Annotated in this window: 23 protein-coding genes and 1 tRNA gene; 15 read left to right on the top strand and 9 right to left on the bottom strand. The window is 52.0% G+C overall.

The features are described from left to right. Positions 1 to 50 precede the first annotated feature (50 nt). Positions 51 to 740, bottom strand: a complete 690-nt coding sequence (locus MWU63_RS01475) for a cytochrome c family protein (protein WP_247076754.1) — start codon at positions 738 to 740, stop codon at positions 51 to 53. A 178-nt stretch (positions 741 to 918) separates the two neighbouring features. On the opposite strand from MWU63_RS01475, the gene MWU63_RS01470 reads away from it, so the two are divergent. Beyond that, positions 919 to 1,476: a cytochrome P460 family protein gene (locus MWU63_RS01470; protein WP_213887932.1), complete on the top strand. Its 558-nt coding sequence runs from the start codon at positions 919 to 921 to the stop codon at positions 1,474 to 1,476. Between the two features lie 107 nt (positions 1,477 to 1,583). On the opposite strand, the gene MWU63_RS01465 is transcribed toward MWU63_RS01470, so the two are convergent. The 3 genes from MWU63_RS01465 to MWU63_RS01455 are packed head-to-tail and all read right to left on the bottom strand — an operon-like array spanning position 1,584 to position 3,941. Further along, a complete protein-coding gene (locus MWU63_RS01465; RefSeq protein ID WP_213887933.1) occupies positions 1,584 to 2,648 on the bottom strand; it encodes a methyltetrahydrofolate cobalamin methyltransferase in 1,065 nt (354 codons plus the stop codon). A 37-nt stretch (positions 2,649 to 2,685) separates the two neighbouring features. Then, positions 2,686 to 3,618: a methylenetetrahydrofolate reductase gene (locus MWU63_RS01460; protein WP_213887934.1), complete on the bottom strand. Its 933-nt coding sequence runs from the start codon at positions 3,616 to 3,618 to the stop codon at positions 2,686 to 2,688. A 26-nt stretch (positions 3,619 to 3,644) separates the two neighbouring features. Continuing rightward, positions 3,645 to 3,941, bottom strand: a complete 297-nt coding sequence (locus MWU63_RS01455) for a virulence factor (protein ID WP_213887935.1) — start codon at positions 3,939 to 3,941, stop codon at positions 3,645 to 3,647. 253 nt (positions 3,942 to 4,194) lie between these two features. Here MWU63_RS01455 and MWU63_RS01450 point away from each other — a divergent pair, with 253 nt between their 5' ends. Continuing rightward, positions 4,195 to 5,307: a Ppx/GppA phosphatase family protein gene (locus MWU63_RS01450; RefSeq protein ID WP_213887936.1), complete on the top strand. Its 1,113-nt coding sequence runs from the start codon at positions 4,195 to 4,197 to the stop codon at positions 5,305 to 5,307. 2 nt (positions 5,308 to 5,309) lie between these two features. After that, positions 5,310 to 6,011, top strand: a complete 702-nt coding sequence (locus MWU63_RS01445; RefSeq protein ID WP_213887937.1) for an RlmE family RNA methyltransferase — start codon at positions 5,310 to 5,312, stop codon at positions 6,009 to 6,011. Positions 6,012 to 6,021: 10 nt separating this feature from the next. Here MWU63_RS01445 and MWU63_RS01440 read toward each other — a convergent pair whose 3' ends face one another. The 3 genes from MWU63_RS01440 to MWU63_RS01430 all read right to left on the bottom strand — a co-directional run bounded on the left by MWU63_RS01440 (position 6,022) and on the right by MWU63_RS01430 (position 7,674). Next, on the bottom strand, positions 6,022 to 6,438 hold the full coding sequence (locus MWU63_RS01440; protein ID WP_213887938.1) for an Arc family DNA-binding protein: 417 nt from the start codon (positions 6,436 to 6,438) through the stop codon (positions 6,022 to 6,024). 259 nt (positions 6,439 to 6,697) lie between these two features. Next, the gene (locus MWU63_RS01435) at positions 6,698 to 7,204 is read right to left on the bottom strand and encodes a porin family protein (protein WP_213887939.1); all 507 of its coding nucleotides are present in this window, start codon (positions 7,202 to 7,204) and stop codon (positions 6,698 to 6,700) included. A 380-nt stretch (positions 7,205 to 7,584) separates the two neighbouring features. Further along, a tRNA-Ser gene (locus MWU63_RS01430) sits at positions 7,585 to 7,674 on the bottom strand. A 140-nt stretch (positions 7,675 to 7,814) separates the two neighbouring features. Between MWU63_RS01430 and MWU63_RS01425 the strand changes: the two genes are divergently transcribed. From MWU63_RS01425 to MWU63_RS01385, 9 genes are all read left to right on the top strand, one after another. Next, complete coding sequence (locus MWU63_RS01425; protein WP_213887940.1) at positions 7,815 to 8,687, top strand: DUF2059 domain-containing protein; 873 nt, start codon at positions 7,815 to 7,817, stop codon at positions 8,685 to 8,687. A 182-nt stretch (positions 8,688 to 8,869) separates the two neighbouring features. Further along, positions 8,870 to 9,538, top strand: a complete 669-nt coding sequence (locus tag MWU63_RS01420; protein WP_247076752.1) for a 50S ribosomal protein L21 — start codon at positions 8,870 to 8,872, stop codon at positions 9,536 to 9,538. Positions 9,539 to 9,549: 11 nt separating this feature from the next. Beyond that, entirely contained in the window at positions 9,550 to 9,819 is a 270-nt protein-coding gene (rpmA, locus tag MWU63_RS01415) for a 50S ribosomal protein L27 (RefSeq protein ID WP_213887942.1), read from the top strand. A gap of 76 nt (positions 9,820 to 9,895) precedes the next feature. After that, a complete protein-coding gene (locus tag MWU63_RS01410) occupies positions 9,896 to 10,501 on the top strand; it encodes a LysE family translocator (protein WP_213887943.1) in 606 nt (201 codons plus the stop codon). Then, on the top strand, positions 10,498 to 11,037 hold the full coding sequence (locus MWU63_RS01405; protein ID WP_213887944.1) for a GNAT family N-acetyltransferase: 540 nt from the start codon (positions 10,498 to 10,500) through the stop codon (positions 11,035 to 11,037). Before MWU63_RS01410 ends, MWU63_RS01405 begins: the two co-directional genes overlap by 4 nt. A gap of 3 nt (positions 11,038 to 11,040) precedes the next feature. After that, positions 11,041 to 11,574: a GNAT family N-acetyltransferase gene (locus tag MWU63_RS01400; protein ID WP_247076750.1), complete on the top strand. Its 534-nt coding sequence runs from the start codon at positions 11,041 to 11,043 to the stop codon at positions 11,572 to 11,574. A 1-nt stretch (position 11,575) separates the two neighbouring features. Next, on the top strand, positions 11,576 to 12,613 hold the full coding sequence (gene obgE / locus MWU63_RS01395; protein ID WP_213887946.1) for a GTPase ObgE: 1,038 nt from the start codon (positions 11,576 to 11,578) through the stop codon (positions 12,611 to 12,613). Next, positions 12,601 to 13,707 (top strand): glutamate 5-kinase, encoded by a 1,107-nt coding sequence (gene proB, locus MWU63_RS01390; RefSeq protein WP_247076748.1) that lies wholly within the window; start codon positions 12,601 to 12,603, stop codon positions 13,705 to 13,707. The genes obgE and proB overlap by 13 nt, the downstream gene beginning before the upstream one ends. Then, on the top strand, positions 13,704 to 14,969 hold the full coding sequence (locus MWU63_RS01385) for a glutamate-5-semialdehyde dehydrogenase (RefSeq protein WP_213887948.1): 1,266 nt from the start codon (positions 13,704 to 13,706) through the stop codon (positions 14,967 to 14,969). Before proB ends, MWU63_RS01385 begins: the two co-directional genes overlap by 4 nt. Here the strand turns inward: MWU63_RS01385 and MWU63_RS01380 are convergent. Continuing rightward, complete coding sequence (locus MWU63_RS01380; RefSeq protein WP_213887949.1) at positions 14,966 to 15,562, bottom strand: histidine phosphotransferase family protein; 597 nt, start codon at positions 15,560 to 15,562, stop codon at positions 14,966 to 14,968. The genes MWU63_RS01385 and MWU63_RS01380 overlap by 4 nt on opposite strands. Before the next feature lie 31 nt (positions 15,563 to 15,593). Between MWU63_RS01380 and MWU63_RS01375 the strand changes: the two genes are divergently transcribed. The 3 genes from MWU63_RS01375 to MWU63_RS01365 all read left to right on the top strand — a co-directional run bounded on the left by MWU63_RS01375 (position 15,594) and on the right by MWU63_RS01365 (position 17,443). Next, the gene (locus tag MWU63_RS01375; protein ID WP_213887950.1) at positions 15,594 to 15,767 is read left to right on the top strand and encodes a DUF3553 domain-containing protein; all 174 of its coding nucleotides are present in this window, start codon (positions 15,594 to 15,596) and stop codon (positions 15,765 to 15,767) included. Positions 15,768 to 15,854: 87 nt separating this feature from the next. Next, positions 15,855 to 16,634 (top strand): GNAT family N-acyltransferase, encoded by a 780-nt coding sequence (locus MWU63_RS01370; protein WP_213887951.1) that lies wholly within the window; start codon positions 15,855 to 15,857, stop codon positions 16,632 to 16,634. Beyond that, positions 16,631 to 17,443, top strand: coding sequence for a lysophospholipid acyltransferase family protein (locus tag MWU63_RS01365; RefSeq protein ID WP_213887952.1), 813 nt, complete (start codon positions 16,631 to 16,633; stop codon positions 17,441 to 17,443). Before MWU63_RS01370 ends, MWU63_RS01365 begins: the two co-directional genes overlap by 4 nt. 297 nt (positions 17,444 to 17,740) lie before the next feature. On the opposite strand, the gene MWU63_RS01360 is transcribed toward MWU63_RS01365, so the two are convergent. Then, positions 17,741 to 18,130, bottom strand: a complete 390-nt coding sequence (locus MWU63_RS01360) for a hypothetical protein (RefSeq protein ID WP_213887953.1) — start codon at positions 18,128 to 18,130, stop codon at positions 17,741 to 17,743. Positions 18,131 to 18,142 lie beyond the last annotated feature (12 nt).

Below are 18,142 nucleotides of genomic sequence, written 5' to 3'. Positions count from 1 at the left end.
TAAGCGGCAGTTTAAACCACTTTCCTGTGTCATTCCGGTTATTGGGTTTGTTAGTTGGTGTTTGACGTCCATGCACACCGATCAAAATCAGCATACTTGAGAAGCGTATCCTGACCGCCCGCAGAAACAAGACGTGTGCACCCCTCGAGATGGTCCGGCGCTTCAAACACGGTCACCATCCCGTCACCAGCGCCTTCAGAACACAACGTTTCTCCAGGTGCCAATGTTCCAGTTACGCGGTTCTCCCCGTTTGACTCGGCCGCAAAAAGACGGGTTTCATCAGAACCGTTGACGACACAAACGCTGGTTTCGCCTTCCGCAGCGCTTGCTTCGTCCATCGGGGTTGAAAACGTCGCAAGATAAGCAACCACGTTTCTCCGGTCTTCCTCGTCCCGCAATTTGAAGGACATTTTAGCGCGCGCGCGTGGGTCATCCAGAACAGCGCGCAGATATTTGGTGGGGTTTTCGAGATAGTCAAAAACAGTCTCTTCGCTCCAGACAAGCCCAGCTTCGTTCGCAGCAGTCATGCTGCGCGAGTACCCGTAACCTTCGTAAGAACCGGCAGCACGCCCTATAACGCCCGTTAGAACAGGACCAACGGCATTCTGAGCATCTTCACCAATTTTGTGACATGACGCACATCTGCGAAATAGGTCTTCACCTGCCTCGGCATCCTGAGCAAGGGTAGGGGTGGTAAAGAGTGTGGCGCTGAGTGCGATGCAGGTTACGAGGACACGCATTGAATTCTCCTGTGATTATTTCGGACAGTCTTGATGGGAATAAGAGGCTTGTCCAATCATCTTCAGTCCCAAGTGTTCACCAGATGGTGATCAAAAGTTGAGTTCATGTGTAGATCATCTCGCCTAGTCTCTTTTGTGTAAGCCAACTTTGCTCGGCTGAACACTGAAAGGGACGAACATGAAAAAATTCTTAGCAATCGGGGCAACGTCACTCACACTTGCCTTCGGTGGTACCGCTGCAATCGCGCAGGATGCGCCGTTTGGCACAGACGCAGACATAAACTACGCCGCCCAACTCTGGGACGCGATGGTTGCACAAAACCTAGCTGGCGAAGGAATGATCAGATCATTTCCCTATGACGGCATCGCGCCGCACGGAATGATGCTGGAAACCTTCTATACCGAAACGACAGTTGACGGTCACACAGGGACATTGATTGTAAAACGCAATTTTGGCCCTGAAGGGGTTGAAGCTGACCAGGTTCTTGCAGAGCCTGAAAAACACCTTGGCGCCGTTACGGTCATGTTCCGTCGCGAAGAAGGATATGATGCTGACAATCAGGATTGGTTCTGGGTGAAATATCTGCCTGATGGATCGCTTGATAAAAACCCTGCCGGAATGCAACTGGCGGGTCGCGTTGCAAAAGGAGCCGACAAAGGCTGTATCGCGTGTCACTCTGGTGCAGACGGAGATGACTACATCTTTACCACAAATGCCAGCATGGGCATGAACTAGAACAATCCCCTCGAAGGTGTGCTCGACAGGCAACCTGTTAAGAGTCTCAAAAACAAAACGCCCGGTATGATTGCCGGGCGTTTTAGCTGTTTGATTAAGCGCAAAAATCAGCCTTTGCGGCGGCGGCCACCTGTGCGACGACCGCGTGCGCCTGCTTCAACTTCACCAGCTGCAAGAACAGGTTTGTTGAATCTGATCCACTCAGCACCGTGCGGGTCATTGTTTGTCAGGAAGTTCGCGGCACGAATGGCTTCCATTTCCTTGCTTGCGCGCGGCAGTGTTGATCCAAGCCCAGTCAGTTGCGCAAGAACCTCGGGATCGAGATCTTCTGGAAGAATGAAACCTGCAGCTTCGAGTTCCGCACGCTTTTCTGCGAGTTTTATCGGGCCGATCGGCAAGGCGACCGGGTTCATGATTGCTGATGTCATGCCTGCTGTGATTGCCATTGGCAGAAATGCATTGTTGATACCGTGACGGTTGGGCAAACCAAAAGAGATATTTGATGCGCCGCAAGTGGTGTTCACACCCAGTTCCTCACGCAGGCGCCGTACTAGCGCGAAAACCTGAAGACCCGCAGTTCCCATCGCACCAATCGGCATTACCAACGGATCAACAACAATGTCATGTGCCGGAATCCCGTGATCAGCAGCGCGTTCAACGATCCGCTTTGCAACAGCAAATCGAACGTCGGGATCTTCGGAAATACCTGTATCGTCGTTAGAGATTGCAACAACAGGAACGTTGTATTTCTTCACCAGCGGCAGGATCGCTTCAAGCCGGTCTTCTTCGCCGGTGACCGAGTTTAGCAACGGGCGCCCCTCGGCAATGGCAAGACCTGCTTCAAGTGCACCTGGCACCGAGCTGTCAATACATAAAGGTACGTCGACAAGACCTTGAACAAGCTCGACAATCTTTGTCATCAGAGGTGGTTCTGTCTCGTTCGGATTAGGGTTTGAGTTGTAGACCACACCTGCATTGATATCGAGCATCGTGGCGCCTGCCGCCACCTGTGCCAACGCGTCTTTCTCGACGGTTGAAAAATCACCCGCTTCCAACTCAGCAGCCAGTTTTTTACGCCCTGTCGGGTTGATCCGCTCTCCGATCACGCAGAACGGTTGATCAAAGCCAATGATGGCGGTTTTTGTTTTGCTCTCGACGACAGTACGGGTCATCGTATCTCCCCTTAGGATTTGTTCGGTTTTAAACCGCTTAAGATTGGCTTGCCGGAACTGCGGATGAACCGCCGTTCTCAATTGCCCAGGTTGCGTTGGTCTTGATCCCGCCTAATGGGAAAAAATGAACTTTCGTGATGTTAAAATCCGGGTTTGCCGCTTTGTGAGTGGCCAGATCGGAAATGAACTGGTCAGGCGTGAACGGCAGCAGAAGCTTTGTGACATCTTTCGCGCGCCTTTGCAGAACTTTAAGCGAAGCGCCAACGCCGCAGGCAATCGAGAATTTAATCAGGGTCTGAAGCTTTGCAGGGCCGGCAACACCGATGTGAATCGGAATATCAATTCCTTCAGCCTTGAGCGCGTCAGCCCATTTGATGACAGGTGCCGCCTCAAAGCAGAACTGCGTTGCAAGCGCCATTTCAGCGTCAGTTGTATTGTTGAATGTCTGCTTCCAGCGCAGCGCATCCATTACATTCTTGTCCGACCCATCCGGGTCAATGTCTTTATTGCCTTCAGGATGGCCTGCAACATGCAGGCGCTTGAAACCAGCCTTGTCAAAGAGGCCTGTTTCCAAAAGCTGCATGGAACTGTGGAAATCACCATGCGGTTTTTCAACGCCACCGGCCAACAGAAGGGCCTGATCAATGCCAGCTTCGCCCTGATACCGGGCAATCCAGTCTGCCAGTGTTGCCTTGTCCTTGATAATGCGCGCAGGGAAATGCGGCATCACCGGGTATCCCTCGTTGTTCAGGCGTTTTGCCGTCGCGACCATTTCGTCGACCGGTGTGCCTTCAATATGGGCGATATATACACGGGTTCCTTTAGGCAGCAGATCGCGAAAATCCTCTACCTTCTCGGCCGTACGCGGCATCACTTCGATTGAATACCCTTCAAGGAAGGCCTCAACCTCAGGCGTAACCTGCTTAGGCGCGCTATCATCCACTTTTTTTCTAAACTGCAAGAGAGCCATAACAGCCTCCATCAAGGGTTTCGGGGTCAGGCCCATCCGTCGTTAGCAATCAGTTGCTTGATACGGTCCTGGTCGTATTCGTTGTCGAGCCGGGCGGCTTCGGCGGCGGCGACTGCTTCTTGCTCGCCTTCCACACTATAAGGATCAGCTTTGCGCCATTCAGCAAGATATGCGTCCGCGTCCTTGGCGTTCACTTTCATCGCTGCCCGGTCAATCGCCTGCTCAAAGCGCTCAGGGAGTTGAGCCTTTGCACCACGCCGGCCTTTGCCAACGATGACCTGCGCAGGGATGTCACGCCAATATACAATGGTTACGTCAGGCATTTCTGATTCCTTGTTATCACGTTTCGCTTTTACGCGGATCACTGCAGGTTTCCGTGTCGATTTTCGACATACCACGACGATAGAGCGACGCTGAGGTCTTACAAAAGACATAGGCCAGCGACCAACGGCTGACCAGTATGTGAAACTGGAAAAATTCTCATTATTTTCATGAAATTCGCAATCAGGCCTTTGTGCTGCTTGCGCGGACGATGCCGCGGGTCTAGGCTTGGGTTAACTCGAAATGGAGGGCGATATGCCGCCCAAGCGTCCCGATGGTGCGGGCGCATTCCCGTTAGCGGTCGATAGTCCCGCGCCGAAACGACCTGATCCGGCAGAGCTTTATGCCGCGCTGGATTTGGGAACGAATAGTTGCAGAATGCTGGTTGCCCAACCAAAGGGAAACCAGTTTCATGTTGTGGACAGCTTTTCAAAATCTGTGCAACTTGGAGCAGGGCTCGAGGCGACAGGTCGATTGTCCCGCTCGTCAATCAATCGGACAGTTCAGGCACTTCGGATATGTAAACGCAAACTCACGCAACACAACGTTCGGCGGATGCGGCTGGTCACAACGGAGGCCTGCCGACGGGCGGAAAACTCAGATGAATTTATCCGCCTTGTGAAGCGCGAAACCGGCCTGCAGATCGAAGTCATCGAACCTGAGGAAGAGGCACGTCTGGCGGTCATCAGTTGCGCACCACTTGTCAGTACTAAGACAGATCAGCTTTTGGTGGTTGATATCGGCGGCGGCTCAACCGAACTGGTCTGGATCGATATATCAAAAGTTCCGAAAATCGAACGCCCCCGTGCGATCATGCGGCTGCATACAGGGTTCCAATCTGACAGTTCGCCCTTTCCAAAGGCAAATGTGATTGACTGGATATCTGTCCCTTTGGGCGTAGCTACGTTGCGCGAGCAATTTGACGATGTACAGGACGACGCTGCACGTTTTGCACTTATGAGTTGGTTTTTTGAGGAAAACCTTCAGAAGTTTTCGCCATACGACGCAAGCCATGTGCGCGAAGGTTTCCAGATTATCGGTACAAGCGGCACCGTTACAACTGTCGCTGCATCGCATTTGGGCCTTCGCAGATATGACAGAAACAAAGTTGACGGGTTGCGTATGACGTCGGATCAAATAGATAAGGTGATCCGCGGATATCTGAACCTTGGGCCAGATGGCCGCATCAGCGACCCCCGTATCGGCAAAGACCGCGCAACACTTATCATGTCGGGTGCGGCTATTTTGCAGGCTCTGATGAGGTTATGGCCAACCGACAGGTTGTCCGTTGCTGACCGCGGTCTCAGAGAAGGGCTACTTTATGCTCAGATGAGCGCCGATGGCGTGCTAGAAGATGGATTATACTGAAGATGGCTAAGAACATCAGTGGGCGCGGGCAACGAGAGCTGCGCGTGAAAGTGAAAACCGCCCGGGGCCGAAAGCTATCATCTACGCGGTGGTTGGAGCGGCAGCTTAACGATCCGTACATCAAGCGAGCGCAGACCGATGGCTACCGTGGTCGGGCCGCCTATAAGATTATGGAACTGGACGATAAATTCAGATTTCTTGTGCCAGGTGCACGTGTTGTGGACCTGGGATGCGCGCCCGGAGGGTGGTGCCAGATAGCAGTGAAACGCGTGAATGCGCTAGGCGAGCGAAAAGACAAAGCGGTTGGTAATGTTTTGGGTGTTGATCTGCAGGAAGTTGAGCCAATTGCAGGGGCTGAATTACATGTTTTGGATTTTCTGGAAGACGATGCTGACCAAAAAGTGAAAGACTGGCTTGGCGGACCAGCAGATGTCGTTATGTCGGATATGGCTGCTGCGTCTTCCGGGCATAAGCAAACAGACCACATGCGTATCATGGCGCTTTGCGAGGCTGCCGCCTATTTTGCCTTTGACGTGCTGAACGAAGGTGGCACTTTTGTCGCTAAAGTATTGGCTGGCGGGGCCGAAGGGAGTCTGCAAAAGCTTTTGAAGGAAAAGTTCACCAAAGTGGTGAACGTAAAGCCGCCTGCAAGCAGATCGGACAGTTCGGAAAAATTTGTCGTCGCAACCGGATTTCGCGGGTAATCCGCCAGAGTTACCTGCCGTTTTTCAATTCGCGGCTTACGGTTTCTCTCTGCAGCATCGCTCTGGCAAGCCCGCCAGCGCGTTCGCGAACCGGGGGGCTCTCTGTTTCCAGGGGAACGCCCATGTCTTCTTCAGCCTCGGAAACTTCGGAAATTATCTGAACAAGCCTGTGCTTGAATGCATCAAGACCTGCGATATTGGATTCTTTGTACAACGCGCGTGCATTATCCAGAACCTGCTGAAAAAAACGCTCCTGCAATTCAAAATTGACGGGTGCGGGGTACGCTGTTTCAAGTGTGTGAACGATTTCAGCATTCATTGAACGGCCACTATCCTGGGCTGCAGATTTAATGCGAGCCTTGAGGTCCGGCGGAATACGCAGGCCGTAAGGCGGTGTACGTGGTGGAACATTGGAATCGTTTTTCATGACAACCATTGGAAGCCATTTTTAAGAATCTCGCAAGCCTAGACCACAAAAATACGATATATTGCAGGTACTTGTAACACAATGTGCACATCTTGCGTGCACAAAAAAGACGATCCGCGACGACTGTTTCCAAAGTACACTCAATGGGGACTAAGAACAGCAAATCTAAATTTTCGGGAGGATCATTTTTTGTTTAAGCGAAGTAGATGAGCGCACCTCGTAAAAGGAGCGCTCGAAATTTTTGCAGAACAGATCGTTCTTAAAACTGATAGGACGCTCTAATGTTGAATGAATCAACCTCGAAATCGACACCCAGAATATCAACTTCATCACGCAGGTATTCGGCGCCAACAACGACATTGTCAGTCACTTTATAACTTGCACCAATTCCGTATGAATACCCGTCTTCACTGACTAAGTCAGTGTCTAGGTCAACGTAACCCAACACACCATAAAATAGCGCCGGACCTATGTCATACCCAGCCCTTGCCTTTACGCGCAATGTATCAACGTCAAGAGTACCGCCACCGAATGAATATTCAGACGTGCTATAGTCTATTTCCCCACCAAGAACAAAGTTACCCAGGTCATGATTGTATCCTGCGTGAATACCGTAAGAGACGTCATCGTCACTTGCGCTGAGTACGGACAAGTCAGACCACCCAACTTGCGCACCAATGTAAAAGCCCGTCCAGTCTTCTGCTTGCGCAAGAGTAGGGGCCGAAATTACTGCGGCAATAATTGCCGCCTTAGATAAATTAGTCATACCGATTTCCCGTGATTTTGGCATTAGTAGGTTTTTTTGCCGTGCCAGTTCGAAATAAAACTTTTTTCTAGAACCACAATCTAAAAGGGAAATTTTTAAACTTTAAGTTAATCAAATAAACGTGTTATAAATTTTTAGTGAATTACTTTTTATTTTTAAAACAACCTTAGGCCGATCTTATGGATATGATCAGTTACAGAAGTTTAGTTTTGCATAGATAAGTAAAAAGTTGAGATGGGAACCTCAAGTTAAATAATCTAACGTTTATGGCATCTAACAACATTGGCTGGCAGAGCTGCGCATTCAGTCGTCGGGTTTCACCGGGCAAAAGCAACCTAAATGTGAAACACCTGAAATGCTGAAATTGGAGGTCATGATAATGGCGGAGAGACAGGGATTCGAACCCTGGGTTCCCGTTAAGGAACAACGGTTTTCGAGACCGCCCCATTCGACCACTCTGGCACCTCTCCGCGGGGGTCTTGCGGCGGTTTAATCAGATGGGCAGGCGGGTGCAACCTTTTTTCAGGTTTTTGGTTGTGGGGACATTCAAAGCAATTGTGATCGGCGGAAATCTGGCAAGTTACGGCTAACCACTTGGCATCGGAGCAGGATGCCCCTACCACTGGTTCTGCCAATTCCTTATGTCTCCGAGGTTTTTATGTTGAAATCACTGGCCACGACGCTTTTTCTGATTTTTCTGCCCGCGGCTTTAACCGCCCAGAGCGCGAATGAGCTGAGAGCGCTACGCGACGCGCTCGGGATCTCAGAAATCCTCGAGGTGATGCGCGAGGAGGGCCTTGAGAACGGGCAAAGCCTGCGCGATGACATGTTTCCGGGGAAGGGCGGACAGGAATGGAATGCGACCCTGAGCGACATTTTTGATGTCGTTCAGATGTCAGATTCGTTTGATGCACGATTTGCAGTTGAAATGTCCGAGACAAACCTTTCGCCACTGATCGAATTTTTCACGTCAGAGCGCGGAAAGCGCATTATCGCACTGGAAATTTCCGGGCGGCGCGCGTTGTTGGACGATGCTGTTGAAGAGGCAAGCCATGACTATTTACGCACGGCTGAAGAAGAAAACGACCCACGTTTGGCCCAGATCAAACGATTTTCCCAGATCAACGCCCTTGTTGATACGAATGTGGAAGGTTCTCTGAATTCAAATTATTCGTTTTACCAGGGCTTACAGGATGGCGGAGCCTTTGAGCGCAGAATGAGCGAACAACAAATGCTTGCCGACGTTTGGGGACAGGAACCCCAAATCCGGTCTGAGACAGAACAATGGGTCTATTCCTTTTTGCTGCTCGCCTACCAACCGCTCAGTGACGAAGATATTGAAGCATACATCGAATTATCCGAAACATCGGAAGGACGAATCCTTAACAACGCATTGTTTGCGGCTTTTGATACCATGTACGCTGAAATCTCGCACGCTCTTGGGCTCGCGTCAGCACGCTATTTGTCGGGAGAAGACATCTAAAACCAATGGGACTTCGCTCTTGACTTCAAGTGCATATCCACAGATAAGCCCGCATCTGGACAAGCAGGACGCTTGCCAGATCAGGAAATCACGCCCGAAGGGGCGCGCTGTTCGAGGCGCCGGCAACGGCACAAACACCCGATACGGGGGCCACAGAACGCGGTAAAACGAAGGAAAAGCAAATGTTTGCGGTCCTAAAGACCGGCGGCAAGCAGTATAAAGTTCAATCAGGCGACGTGCTTCGTGTTGAGAAACTTGCTGCTGACGCTGGAGAGAAAATCCAGTTTAACGAGATTCTTATGGTTGGTGCCACAGTTGGCGCGCCATTCGTAGAAGGTGCTGCTGTGCAGGCCGATGTGATCGATCAGATCAAAGGCGAAAAAGTTATTCACTTTGTAAAACGTCGCCGGAAGCATGGTTCCAAGCGCACCAAGGGTCACCGTCAGCAACTTACATTGCTGCGGATCACTGACATTCTTGAAAAAGGTGGCGACAAGTCCGGTGTAAGAGCCGCGATTGGAGCAGGTTCTGTTTCTTCCGTTGCTGTAGCAGCCGCTGCTCCTAAAGCTGCTGCCAAGAAAGCAGCCCCAAAGAAAGCTGCTGCAAAGGCTGAAGCGCCTAAAAAAGCCGCGAAAGCAGAAGCACCAGCAACAGCTGATGATCTGAAAAAACTTTCTGGCGTTGGCCCGGCACTTGAGAAGAAACTTCTTGAAGCTGGTGTTACAACATTCGCACAGATCGCTTCCTGGTCAGATGCAGATGTCGCAGAAATGGACGAAAAATTGTCATTCAAAGGCCGTATCGAGCGTGAGGGCTGGATCGAACAGGCCAAAGAACTGACTAAAGGCTAAGGAGAGACAAGATGGCACATAAAAAAGCAGGCGGTTCATCCAGAAACGGTCGCGACTCTGCTGGTCGCCGCCTTGGCGTCAAAAAATTCGGCGGTGAGTTCGTTATTTCCGGAAACATCATCGTGCGTCAGCGCGGCAACAAATGGTGGCCTGGTGAAAACGTAGGCCAGGGCAAGGACCACACGCTTTTTGCAACTGCAGAAGGTAACGTGACTTTCCACAAAGGCCTGAAAGGCCGCACCTTTATTTCTGTTCTTCCGATGGCGGAGGCTGCAGAGTAAGTCGAACCTCTCTAAGGTAAATTTTATGGGGATCGGCATACCGCCGGTCCCCATTTTGATTTGGAAAGGCCTTTTTATGGCCGTCGCAACAGGCAGTTTTTTACTGTTCGCCGCAAGTCAGGTGGGAACACCGGGGCCAGCCAATATGGCCCTGCTGGCAACAGGTGCGCGCTATGGTTTGCGTCAGGCCCTTCCGTTTGTGGCCGGGGTTGCGCTTGGCAAACAGCTTATCATCTGGCCGATCGGTTTTGGGTTAATGCAACTCGCTGAAAGCGCGCCGTGGATTTTTGAAGCGCTTAAGTGGATATCAGCGGCCTATATTTTCTGGCTCGCCTGGCGTGTGGCGAATATGAGCCTGCATGCAGATCACAATATCGGTGCCGCTCCGGGTTTCTTTGCTGGTCTGGCGGTTCATCCACTTAACCCAAAAGCCTGGGCCATGATCACCGGTGGCTTCACAAGTTTTGTGAGCCCGGGGACTTCGACCTTGCAGGCGACGGCAACGATCGCCATCTGTTTGTTTGTATGTCAGGTCATTTTGCACCCGATCTGGACGTATGGAGGGGAAAAGATCGCCAGCGCGGTTAAGGGCCACGCAGCAGAAAGATACTTATTAAGGACTTTAGCGGCATTAACGGTCGCAAGTGTCCTTTTTGTGCTTTTCGGAGGAGGGACGGCGTGAGACTAGAAACAATTTTGAACCAACCGGTTATCGTGACAGAGCGGTTTACGTTGCGCCCTGTCCGGCGCTCGGACCTTGGATTGCTGAGTTTGCATGCGGCTGACAAACGTGTGGCAGAGGCGACGACCTCTATTCCGCATCCGTTACCGCCCGGTGCGACAGAGGCCTTTATTACACGCTCTATGTCAGCAGACCGGACCGAAGATGTCTGGATCATGGATGGTTCTAGAGCCAACCATGCTGAAGTCCTTGGCGTCATTTCGCTCGACCGAATGGATCGCGGCCAATCAGCAATCGGGTATTGGGTGGTGCCTGCTTTCTGGAATACGGGGCTCGCGTCGGAAGCCGTGCGTGCACTGCTTGAGGCGAACCCGCAAGATTGCAACGGGATTTTTGCGCAGGTTTTTCAGGATAACCCTGCTTCCGCACGGGTTCTAACGAACGCTGGCTTTGAATACCTTGGTGACGCCGAGGCGCATTCTGTCGCGCGCGACGCAAATATTGCAACCTGGACGTATCTTAAAAAACTTGCATAACCGATGGAAAACAAGCGTACATTGATATTTGGAACACCTCGTCTTGAGGTGCGTGCCTTTGCGCCGGAAGATTGGACTCGGCTTTCTGAAATCGGTGGTAATCCCAAAGTCGCACGGATGATGTTATCGCTCAACGCACCATGGCCTGAAGCAGATGTTAAAATCTGGATGGCACAGAACACTTACCAAGGCACGCTTGGATATCTTGCTGGTATTTATCTGCCGGACGAAACCCTGATTGGCTTTGTTCGAATAGGAGGTACCCCGATAACATGTGGTTTTGCCGTTGACCCGGATTATCAGGGTCTTGGCTACGCAACCGAGGCCGTACATGGACTGCTTGCGCACGCCTTTGACACGCTTGAAGCCAAAGTTATCGAAGCAGATCATTTTGCGGACAATCTCGTATCGGGTAGGGTTTTGCACAAGCAGGGCTTTGAAAAGATTGGTGAGGGAGCCGCGAAGTCCACCGCAAGACTTGAGCCCGCACCAAATGTGCTCTATCGCCTGACCCAACAGCAAATTAAGGCCGCATAACATGAAATTTCTTGATCTCGCTAAGGTCTATATCCGCTCTGGCAGCGGCGGCGGCGGCTGTGTCAGCTTTCGACGTGAAAAATATATCGAATACGGCGGCCCGAACGGTGGCGATGGCGGACGCGGTGGTGATGTGATTGCCGAAGTTGTCGAAGGGTTGAACACCTTGATCGATTTTCGCTATCAGCAGCATTTCTTCGCGAAAAACGGGCAGGCCGGAATGGGAAGCCAACGTACGGGCGCCGACGGTGATGACATCATCCTGCGTGTACCGATTGGCACTGAAATCCTAGATGAAGATCAGGAAACAGTCATCGCTGATCTGACCGAGTACGGCCAGCGGGTCTTGCTGGCCAAAGGTGGCAACGGTGGATTCGGGAACCTGCATTTCAAAAGCGCGACAAATCAGGCACCGCGCCGCGCAAACCCCGGGCAGGAGTGTGTGGATCGCACGCTGTGGCTGCGCCTGAAACTTATTGCTGATGCCGGATTGCTTGGTCTTCCGAACGCCGGAAAATCCACCTTTCTTGCGGCTTGTTCCAACGCGCGTCCGAAAATTGCTGATTACCCGTTCACCACATTGCACCCGAATTTGGGTGTAGTCGGAATCGACAATGCGGAAATCGTGATTGCCGATATTCCCGGTCTGATCGCGGGGGCCCATGAAGGCAAGGGGATTGGGGACCGCTTTCTTGGCCACGTCGAGCGATGCTCGGTTCTGTTGCACCTGATCGACGGCACCTCCGAAAATGTTGTTGAGGACTACCAAACGATCATCAACGAACTTGAAGCTTATGGTGGCCATCTGGCTGACAAACCTCGCGTGACTGCCTTGAACAAGATTGATACCTTGGACGATGAAGAACGGGCTAAAAAGAAAGCGGCACTTGAAGCTGCAAGTGGTGGTTCCGTCATGCTGATGTCAGGCGTCAGCCAGGAAGGTTTGAAAGAAGTGTTGCGCGCAGTTCGCGCAGAGATTGTCCAGGACAAAGTTGCCGAAAAACAAGCTACGGAGGAGCCCGAAACGTGGCAACCGTAAGCACCGCAAAGAGGCTGGTTATCAAAATCGGCTCAGCACTGCTTGTGGATCGCGAAACGGGCATGCTGAAGACGGACTGGCTTGTTGCCCTAGCCAAGGATGTTGCCGCTGCAAAAGCGCGTGGCACCGATGTCATTCTGGTATCCTCGGGTTCAATCGCACTTGGGCGCGGGGTTCTGAAGCTCAAAAAAGGTGCGCTAGCGTTAGAGCAATCGCAAGCTGCGGCCGCCGTTGGGCAAATTCGTCTGGCACGGGCCTATGAAGAGGCGCTTCAACCACATGGGATAACAACGGCACAGGTTTTGGTTACGCTTGAAGACAGCACAAATCGGCGTCGGTATCTGAATTCACGCGCGACGTTTGAGCAGCTTTTGTCGCTGGGTGTCGTCCCAATCGTGAATGAAAACGACACTGTTGCAACCGATGAAATCCGCTATGGCGACAATGACCGGCTCGCCGCGCAGGTTGCCGTAACGGTGGGTGCGGATCAGCTGGTGCTTTTGTCAGATGTTGATGGGCTTTACACCGCCAATCCAGCGACGGACCCTGATGCAACACGGTTTGACGTTGTTGAACGCATTACACCCGAGATTGAGGTAATGGCGGGTGATGCGGTGTCTGAAACCTCCAAAGGCGGCATGAAGACAAAACTTTTGGCGGCCAAGACAGCCGTTGGTGCAGGCTGCGCTTTGGTGATTGCCGAAGGGTTTGGGTTGCGCCCCATTCAAGCATTGATTGATGGTGCACCCTGCACGTGGTTCCTTGCGGAAACGGACCCACAAGCGGCGCGCAAACGCTGGATCGCGGCGATGAAGCCAAAAGGGGAAGTGACGGTTGATGCAGGTGCCGCTTCGGCGTTGTCACGCGGCAAATCCCTTCTGCCAGCCGGTGTGACCGGTGTTCGAGGCGATTTCGGCCGGGGCGATCCGGTTGCTATTCTTGGTCAGGGCGGCGAGACACTTGGCAAAGGATTAAGCCGTTACACTGGTGCCGAGGCGCAGGCGATCAGCGGCAGGCAATCTGCTGACATTGAAGCGATTTTGGGCTATTCAGGACGGGCGGCGCTGATCCATAGGGACGATATGGTGTTATGAAAGATCTTGAAAACATACCCGAGATGATGACCGAGATCGGCGCGCGTGCCAAAGCTGCTGCAACTGAGCTTGGTTTTTGCCCAGCCAACCAACGCCAGTTGGCGCTGGAAAAAGCAGCTGACGCTGTTTGGGACCGGCGCGCCGAGATTATTGAAGCCAACCACGAAGATATGGCCTATGGCCGCGAAAAGGGTTTGTCCGCAGCAATGCTTGATCGGTTGATGCTGGATGAAAGTCGCATCAAGGGAATGGTCGAAGGGCTTCGCGCGGTTGCAGCGCAGGCTGACCCGTTGGGAGAAGTAATTGCCGAGTGGGACCAACCCAGCGGATTGCACATCAAGCGAATCAGGACGCCTTTGGGTGTTATCGGCGTGATCTATGAAAGCCGACCCAATGTAACCGCTGATGCTGGCGCGTTATGCCTGAAGGCAGGCAACGCCGTGATTTTGCGCGGCGGATCTGAAAGTTTCCATTCTTCGGGTATTATCCATTCCTGCTTGCAGGACGGTTTACAGGCGGCAGGTTTAACAAAAGACGCCATTCAGCGTGTTCCAACACGCGACAGAGCGGCCGTTAGCGAAATGCTACGCATGACGGATTACATTGATGTCATTGTCCCAAGGGGCGGCAAGGGTCTTGTCGGGCTGGTGCAGCGTGAAGCGCGTGTTCCGGTGTTCGCACATCTGGAGGGTATCGTTCACATCTACATCGATGCGAAAGCAGATCCAGAAAAAACCAAACGCGTTGTTCTGAATGCCAAAACACGACGAACGGGCATTTGCGGCGCGGCAGAATGCCTTTTGATACATCGCGACGTTGCAAATTCAATCGGTGCCGATGTCATTCGCAGCCTGATCGCAGAAGGCGTTGAGGTGCACGCGGACGAGGCCTTGCAGAAAATTGAAGGAGCCATTCCCGCGGTTGAAAGCGACTGGGGTCATGAATTTCTGGATATGATCATAGCTGCAAAAGTTGTTGACGATGTAGACGGCGCAATCGCACACATCCGGCGCTACAGCTCTTCTCACACGGATTGCATCATGACCGACGATGACGATGTTGCTGCGCGCTTCTTTGAGCGCCTCGACAGTGCCATTCTGATGCGAAACGTTTCGACCCAGTTCGCTGATGGCGGAGAGTTTGGTATGGGCGCGGAAATCGGCATTGCCACAGGCAAGATGCATGCACGTGGGCCGGTTGGGGCAGCGCAGTTGACCAGCTTTAAGTACCTTGTTTCAGGTGATGGGATCGCACGTCCCTAAACTATTACGTCAATACACTGATCACAGATTTTTAAAGTCAGCGTGCGTCCGAGTTCCAAAACCACCCGTGGCACGATCGCGAACTGCACATCTGCCGGTCGTATATCGCCATTTCCCGGCGTGGCAGACAGGATTTCCCATAAATCGGGGTTTACCCTGAGCTTTTCGGCGCATCCGCTGACTTTCCAGCGTTTATCGTCTTGCGAAATGGTAATCGTTCCCCTAAAGGGCATAGCCGTCTCAAAGCACTGGACAAGCAACAGGATGAGTTTGGCAATAGTTCGCGGCAGGGTTTCACTTGCAGAGCAGTATATCCGAACGCGGCTGGTTTTTTGATAATCCTGAAGGATTGACAGGAATTCATTTCGCGCGATGTGCTGGTCTTGCACGCTGGCCCCGTAAGCAACACGGAAAAACCTTATGCGCGCCGACGCGCTTGCAACGCTTTCCGAGATGAGCGCGACTTCTTCCGAAGGTTTGCCCGCCAATGACAGCAGTTCCACCCCATTGCCGATTGCGCCCAAAGGGCTGATAAGATCATGACAGATGCGAGAGCCTATGAGCGCGGCCAGATCATGTGTGGTGTCAGTCATTATAAGGTCCAGTCAAGGAAGTGCGGTAAGTATGAATGCAATTCTAGAGCCAGGAATGTTTGTGCAGCATCCGAACCATCCGGAATGGGGTATTGGACAGGTACAATCCAACATTGATGGTAAAATTACCGTTAACTTTGAAGAAACCGGAAAAGTTGTCATCGCAAGCGCAAGGATTGATCTTGTCGTGGTATACGACCCTTAGAAAAAGGTCTTCGGCTTGGCTGTTGCAAATATAGCCCTTGCAGCCTAGAACCTGCCAAACCCCGGGCGACAGGACCAATACCCTTCGATGACCGCCGCTGATCCCAAATTTGAAATTCGTCTGGCGCACCACGAATCTGATTTTCTGGCAGCACAACGTTTGCGATATAACGTGTTTGTAACAGAACTGGGTGGTGATGGTGATCTGGTCGATCACGAGGCCCGGTTGGAACGCGATATTTTTGACCCCTACTATGATCATCTGGTTTTGATTGATCATTCGCGCAACGCTGACGACCTGGACCATGTGGTAGGGGTCTATCGTCTGATGAGATCAGATCAGGCAGATAAGATTGGCAATTTCTACTGCGAAAGTGAATATGACCTGTCGCCGCTAAAGGCAAAGGGGCGCAAGTTACTGGAACTTGGCCGGTCGTGTCTTCACGCTGACTATCGGGGCGGAATGGCGATGTTTCATCTGTGGAACGCTCTTGCGACTTATGTTCTCGAACATGATGTCGAGATATTGTTTGGCGTTGCGAGTTTTCATGGAATAAATGTTGACGCTATCAAAGAACCGCTGTCTTTTCTGTACCATACGCATCTGGCCCCACCAGACCTGCGCGTGCGTGTACTGAAAAAACACTATCAAAACATGAACCTGCTACCGCTGGATCAGATTGATCGCCGCGAGGCCATGGTCGCCACGCCAGCATTGATAAAAGCCTACCTTCGACTTGGCGGTCTTGTGGGTGACGGCGCCTTTGTCGACATCAAATTCAACACCACAGACGTATTTATGCTGATGGACACAAACCGTATGAACGAAAACCAAAGGCGTCGCATTGTGGAAGGTCGCAAAGCATGACCCTTGGTTGGGATCCTGACATTATCCCGGACCCGAAACCCATTCCTTTCACAGGGTGGATCAGGGTTTTTCTGCGTGGTGTTCTGTTGTTCACAGTAACCTTCGGCTCCCTGATAATCTTGCTGCTTTTGCGGTTGATAGAGCGCCCTCTTTACGGGGACCGCCGCCCGATCACACCCCATATCACGCAATTCGTCTGCCGGTCCGCGTTCATCATCATGGGTATACGCCATACGGTCCACGGCAAGCTGATGGAGGGGCAGGGGGCCGTTGTCTCAAACCATGTATCCTGGCTCGATATCTTTGCGCTGAACGCACGCAAACGGATTTATTTCGTTTCAAAGTCCGAGGTGGCGAGCTGGCCCGGCATAGGCTGGCTGGCGCGTGCAACGGGCACGCTTTTCATCAAGCGCGATGCGCGCGAGGCGGCAAGCCAAAAAGAACTGTTTGAGGCGCGTCTTCAGGTTGGCCACAAACTTTTGTTTTTTCCAGAAGGAACCTCAACAGACGGAAGCCTTGTGCTGGCGTTCAAATCCACGCTTTTTGCCGCGTTTTTTGCAGACGGGCTGCGGGAAACCCTACAGGTGCAGCCCGTAACCCTGCGCTATACCGCTCCAGAGGGGGTCGAGTCGTGGTTTTATGGCTGGTGGGGAAAGATGGAATTTGCCTCGCACCTTGCTCAAACACTGGCCTCACCGGTACAGGGGCAGGTCGAAGTCATCTATCATGACCCGGTGAGTGTCGCTGATTTCGCGGACCGGAAGGCGTTAGCGAAGCATTGCGAATTGGCGGTTCGGTCGGGGTTATAGCCGGTATGCGAACATTCGAGGTTTGCGAACTTCTTTCCAGTCACTTTTAAAAATCAACCGACACCCACCACGCGACATCGGGACAACCCGAGTCGGCGCGTTACCTTGGTTGCGCGAAGCGCTGCGACAAGGCTATCGCTGAGAAAAAACGCCTCTGAAATCTTTGATTCAACCCAAAGATCCACACCTTCCAGCGCTGCCTCATTCACGGATATATCGTCGTGTTTGACATCTAGCGGAAGACGCCAGATATCCTCAGTTGGATATGGTTTTCTTGCATTTGGAGAGTGCTCTGGCTCAAAGGTGTCTTTTGTTTCCCCGAAATTCAGACAAAAAATATTCACCCTCGACCGGCGTAACCCGGTCAAACTGAAACAGCTTTGTCGGGTACAACGACGTCTGTCCCAGGTTGAACTGGCGAAGCACATCCGCAAACGCCGGAGAAACCGTCCAGAACCCACCTGCGCTAAAAATATCTGGCTGTTTCTTGTGCATTTGATCGGGGTATTTGCCATATATTTCCTGTGGAAAACGATCAGCGGAAAGCGGCACGCCTTTTTTGTTCTGGCGCAATGTATCGACAGTTCTCTCTGCATTTTCCAGATAAACATCATGTATAAACGACTTTGTCATACCAGCGGCCATCATTGCGTGGCTGACCCAGACAATATCTTTACTTTTTGTCATTGAACGCGTCCT

This window comes from Pseudohalocynthiibacter sp. F2068 (assembly GCF_023015645.1).
Taxonomy (GTDB): domain Bacteria; phylum Pseudomonadota; class Alphaproteobacteria; order Rhodobacterales; family Rhodobacteraceae; genus Pseudohalocynthiibacter; species Pseudohalocynthiibacter aestuariivivens.
This window is presented reverse-complemented; position numbering and strand designations above follow the sequence as displayed.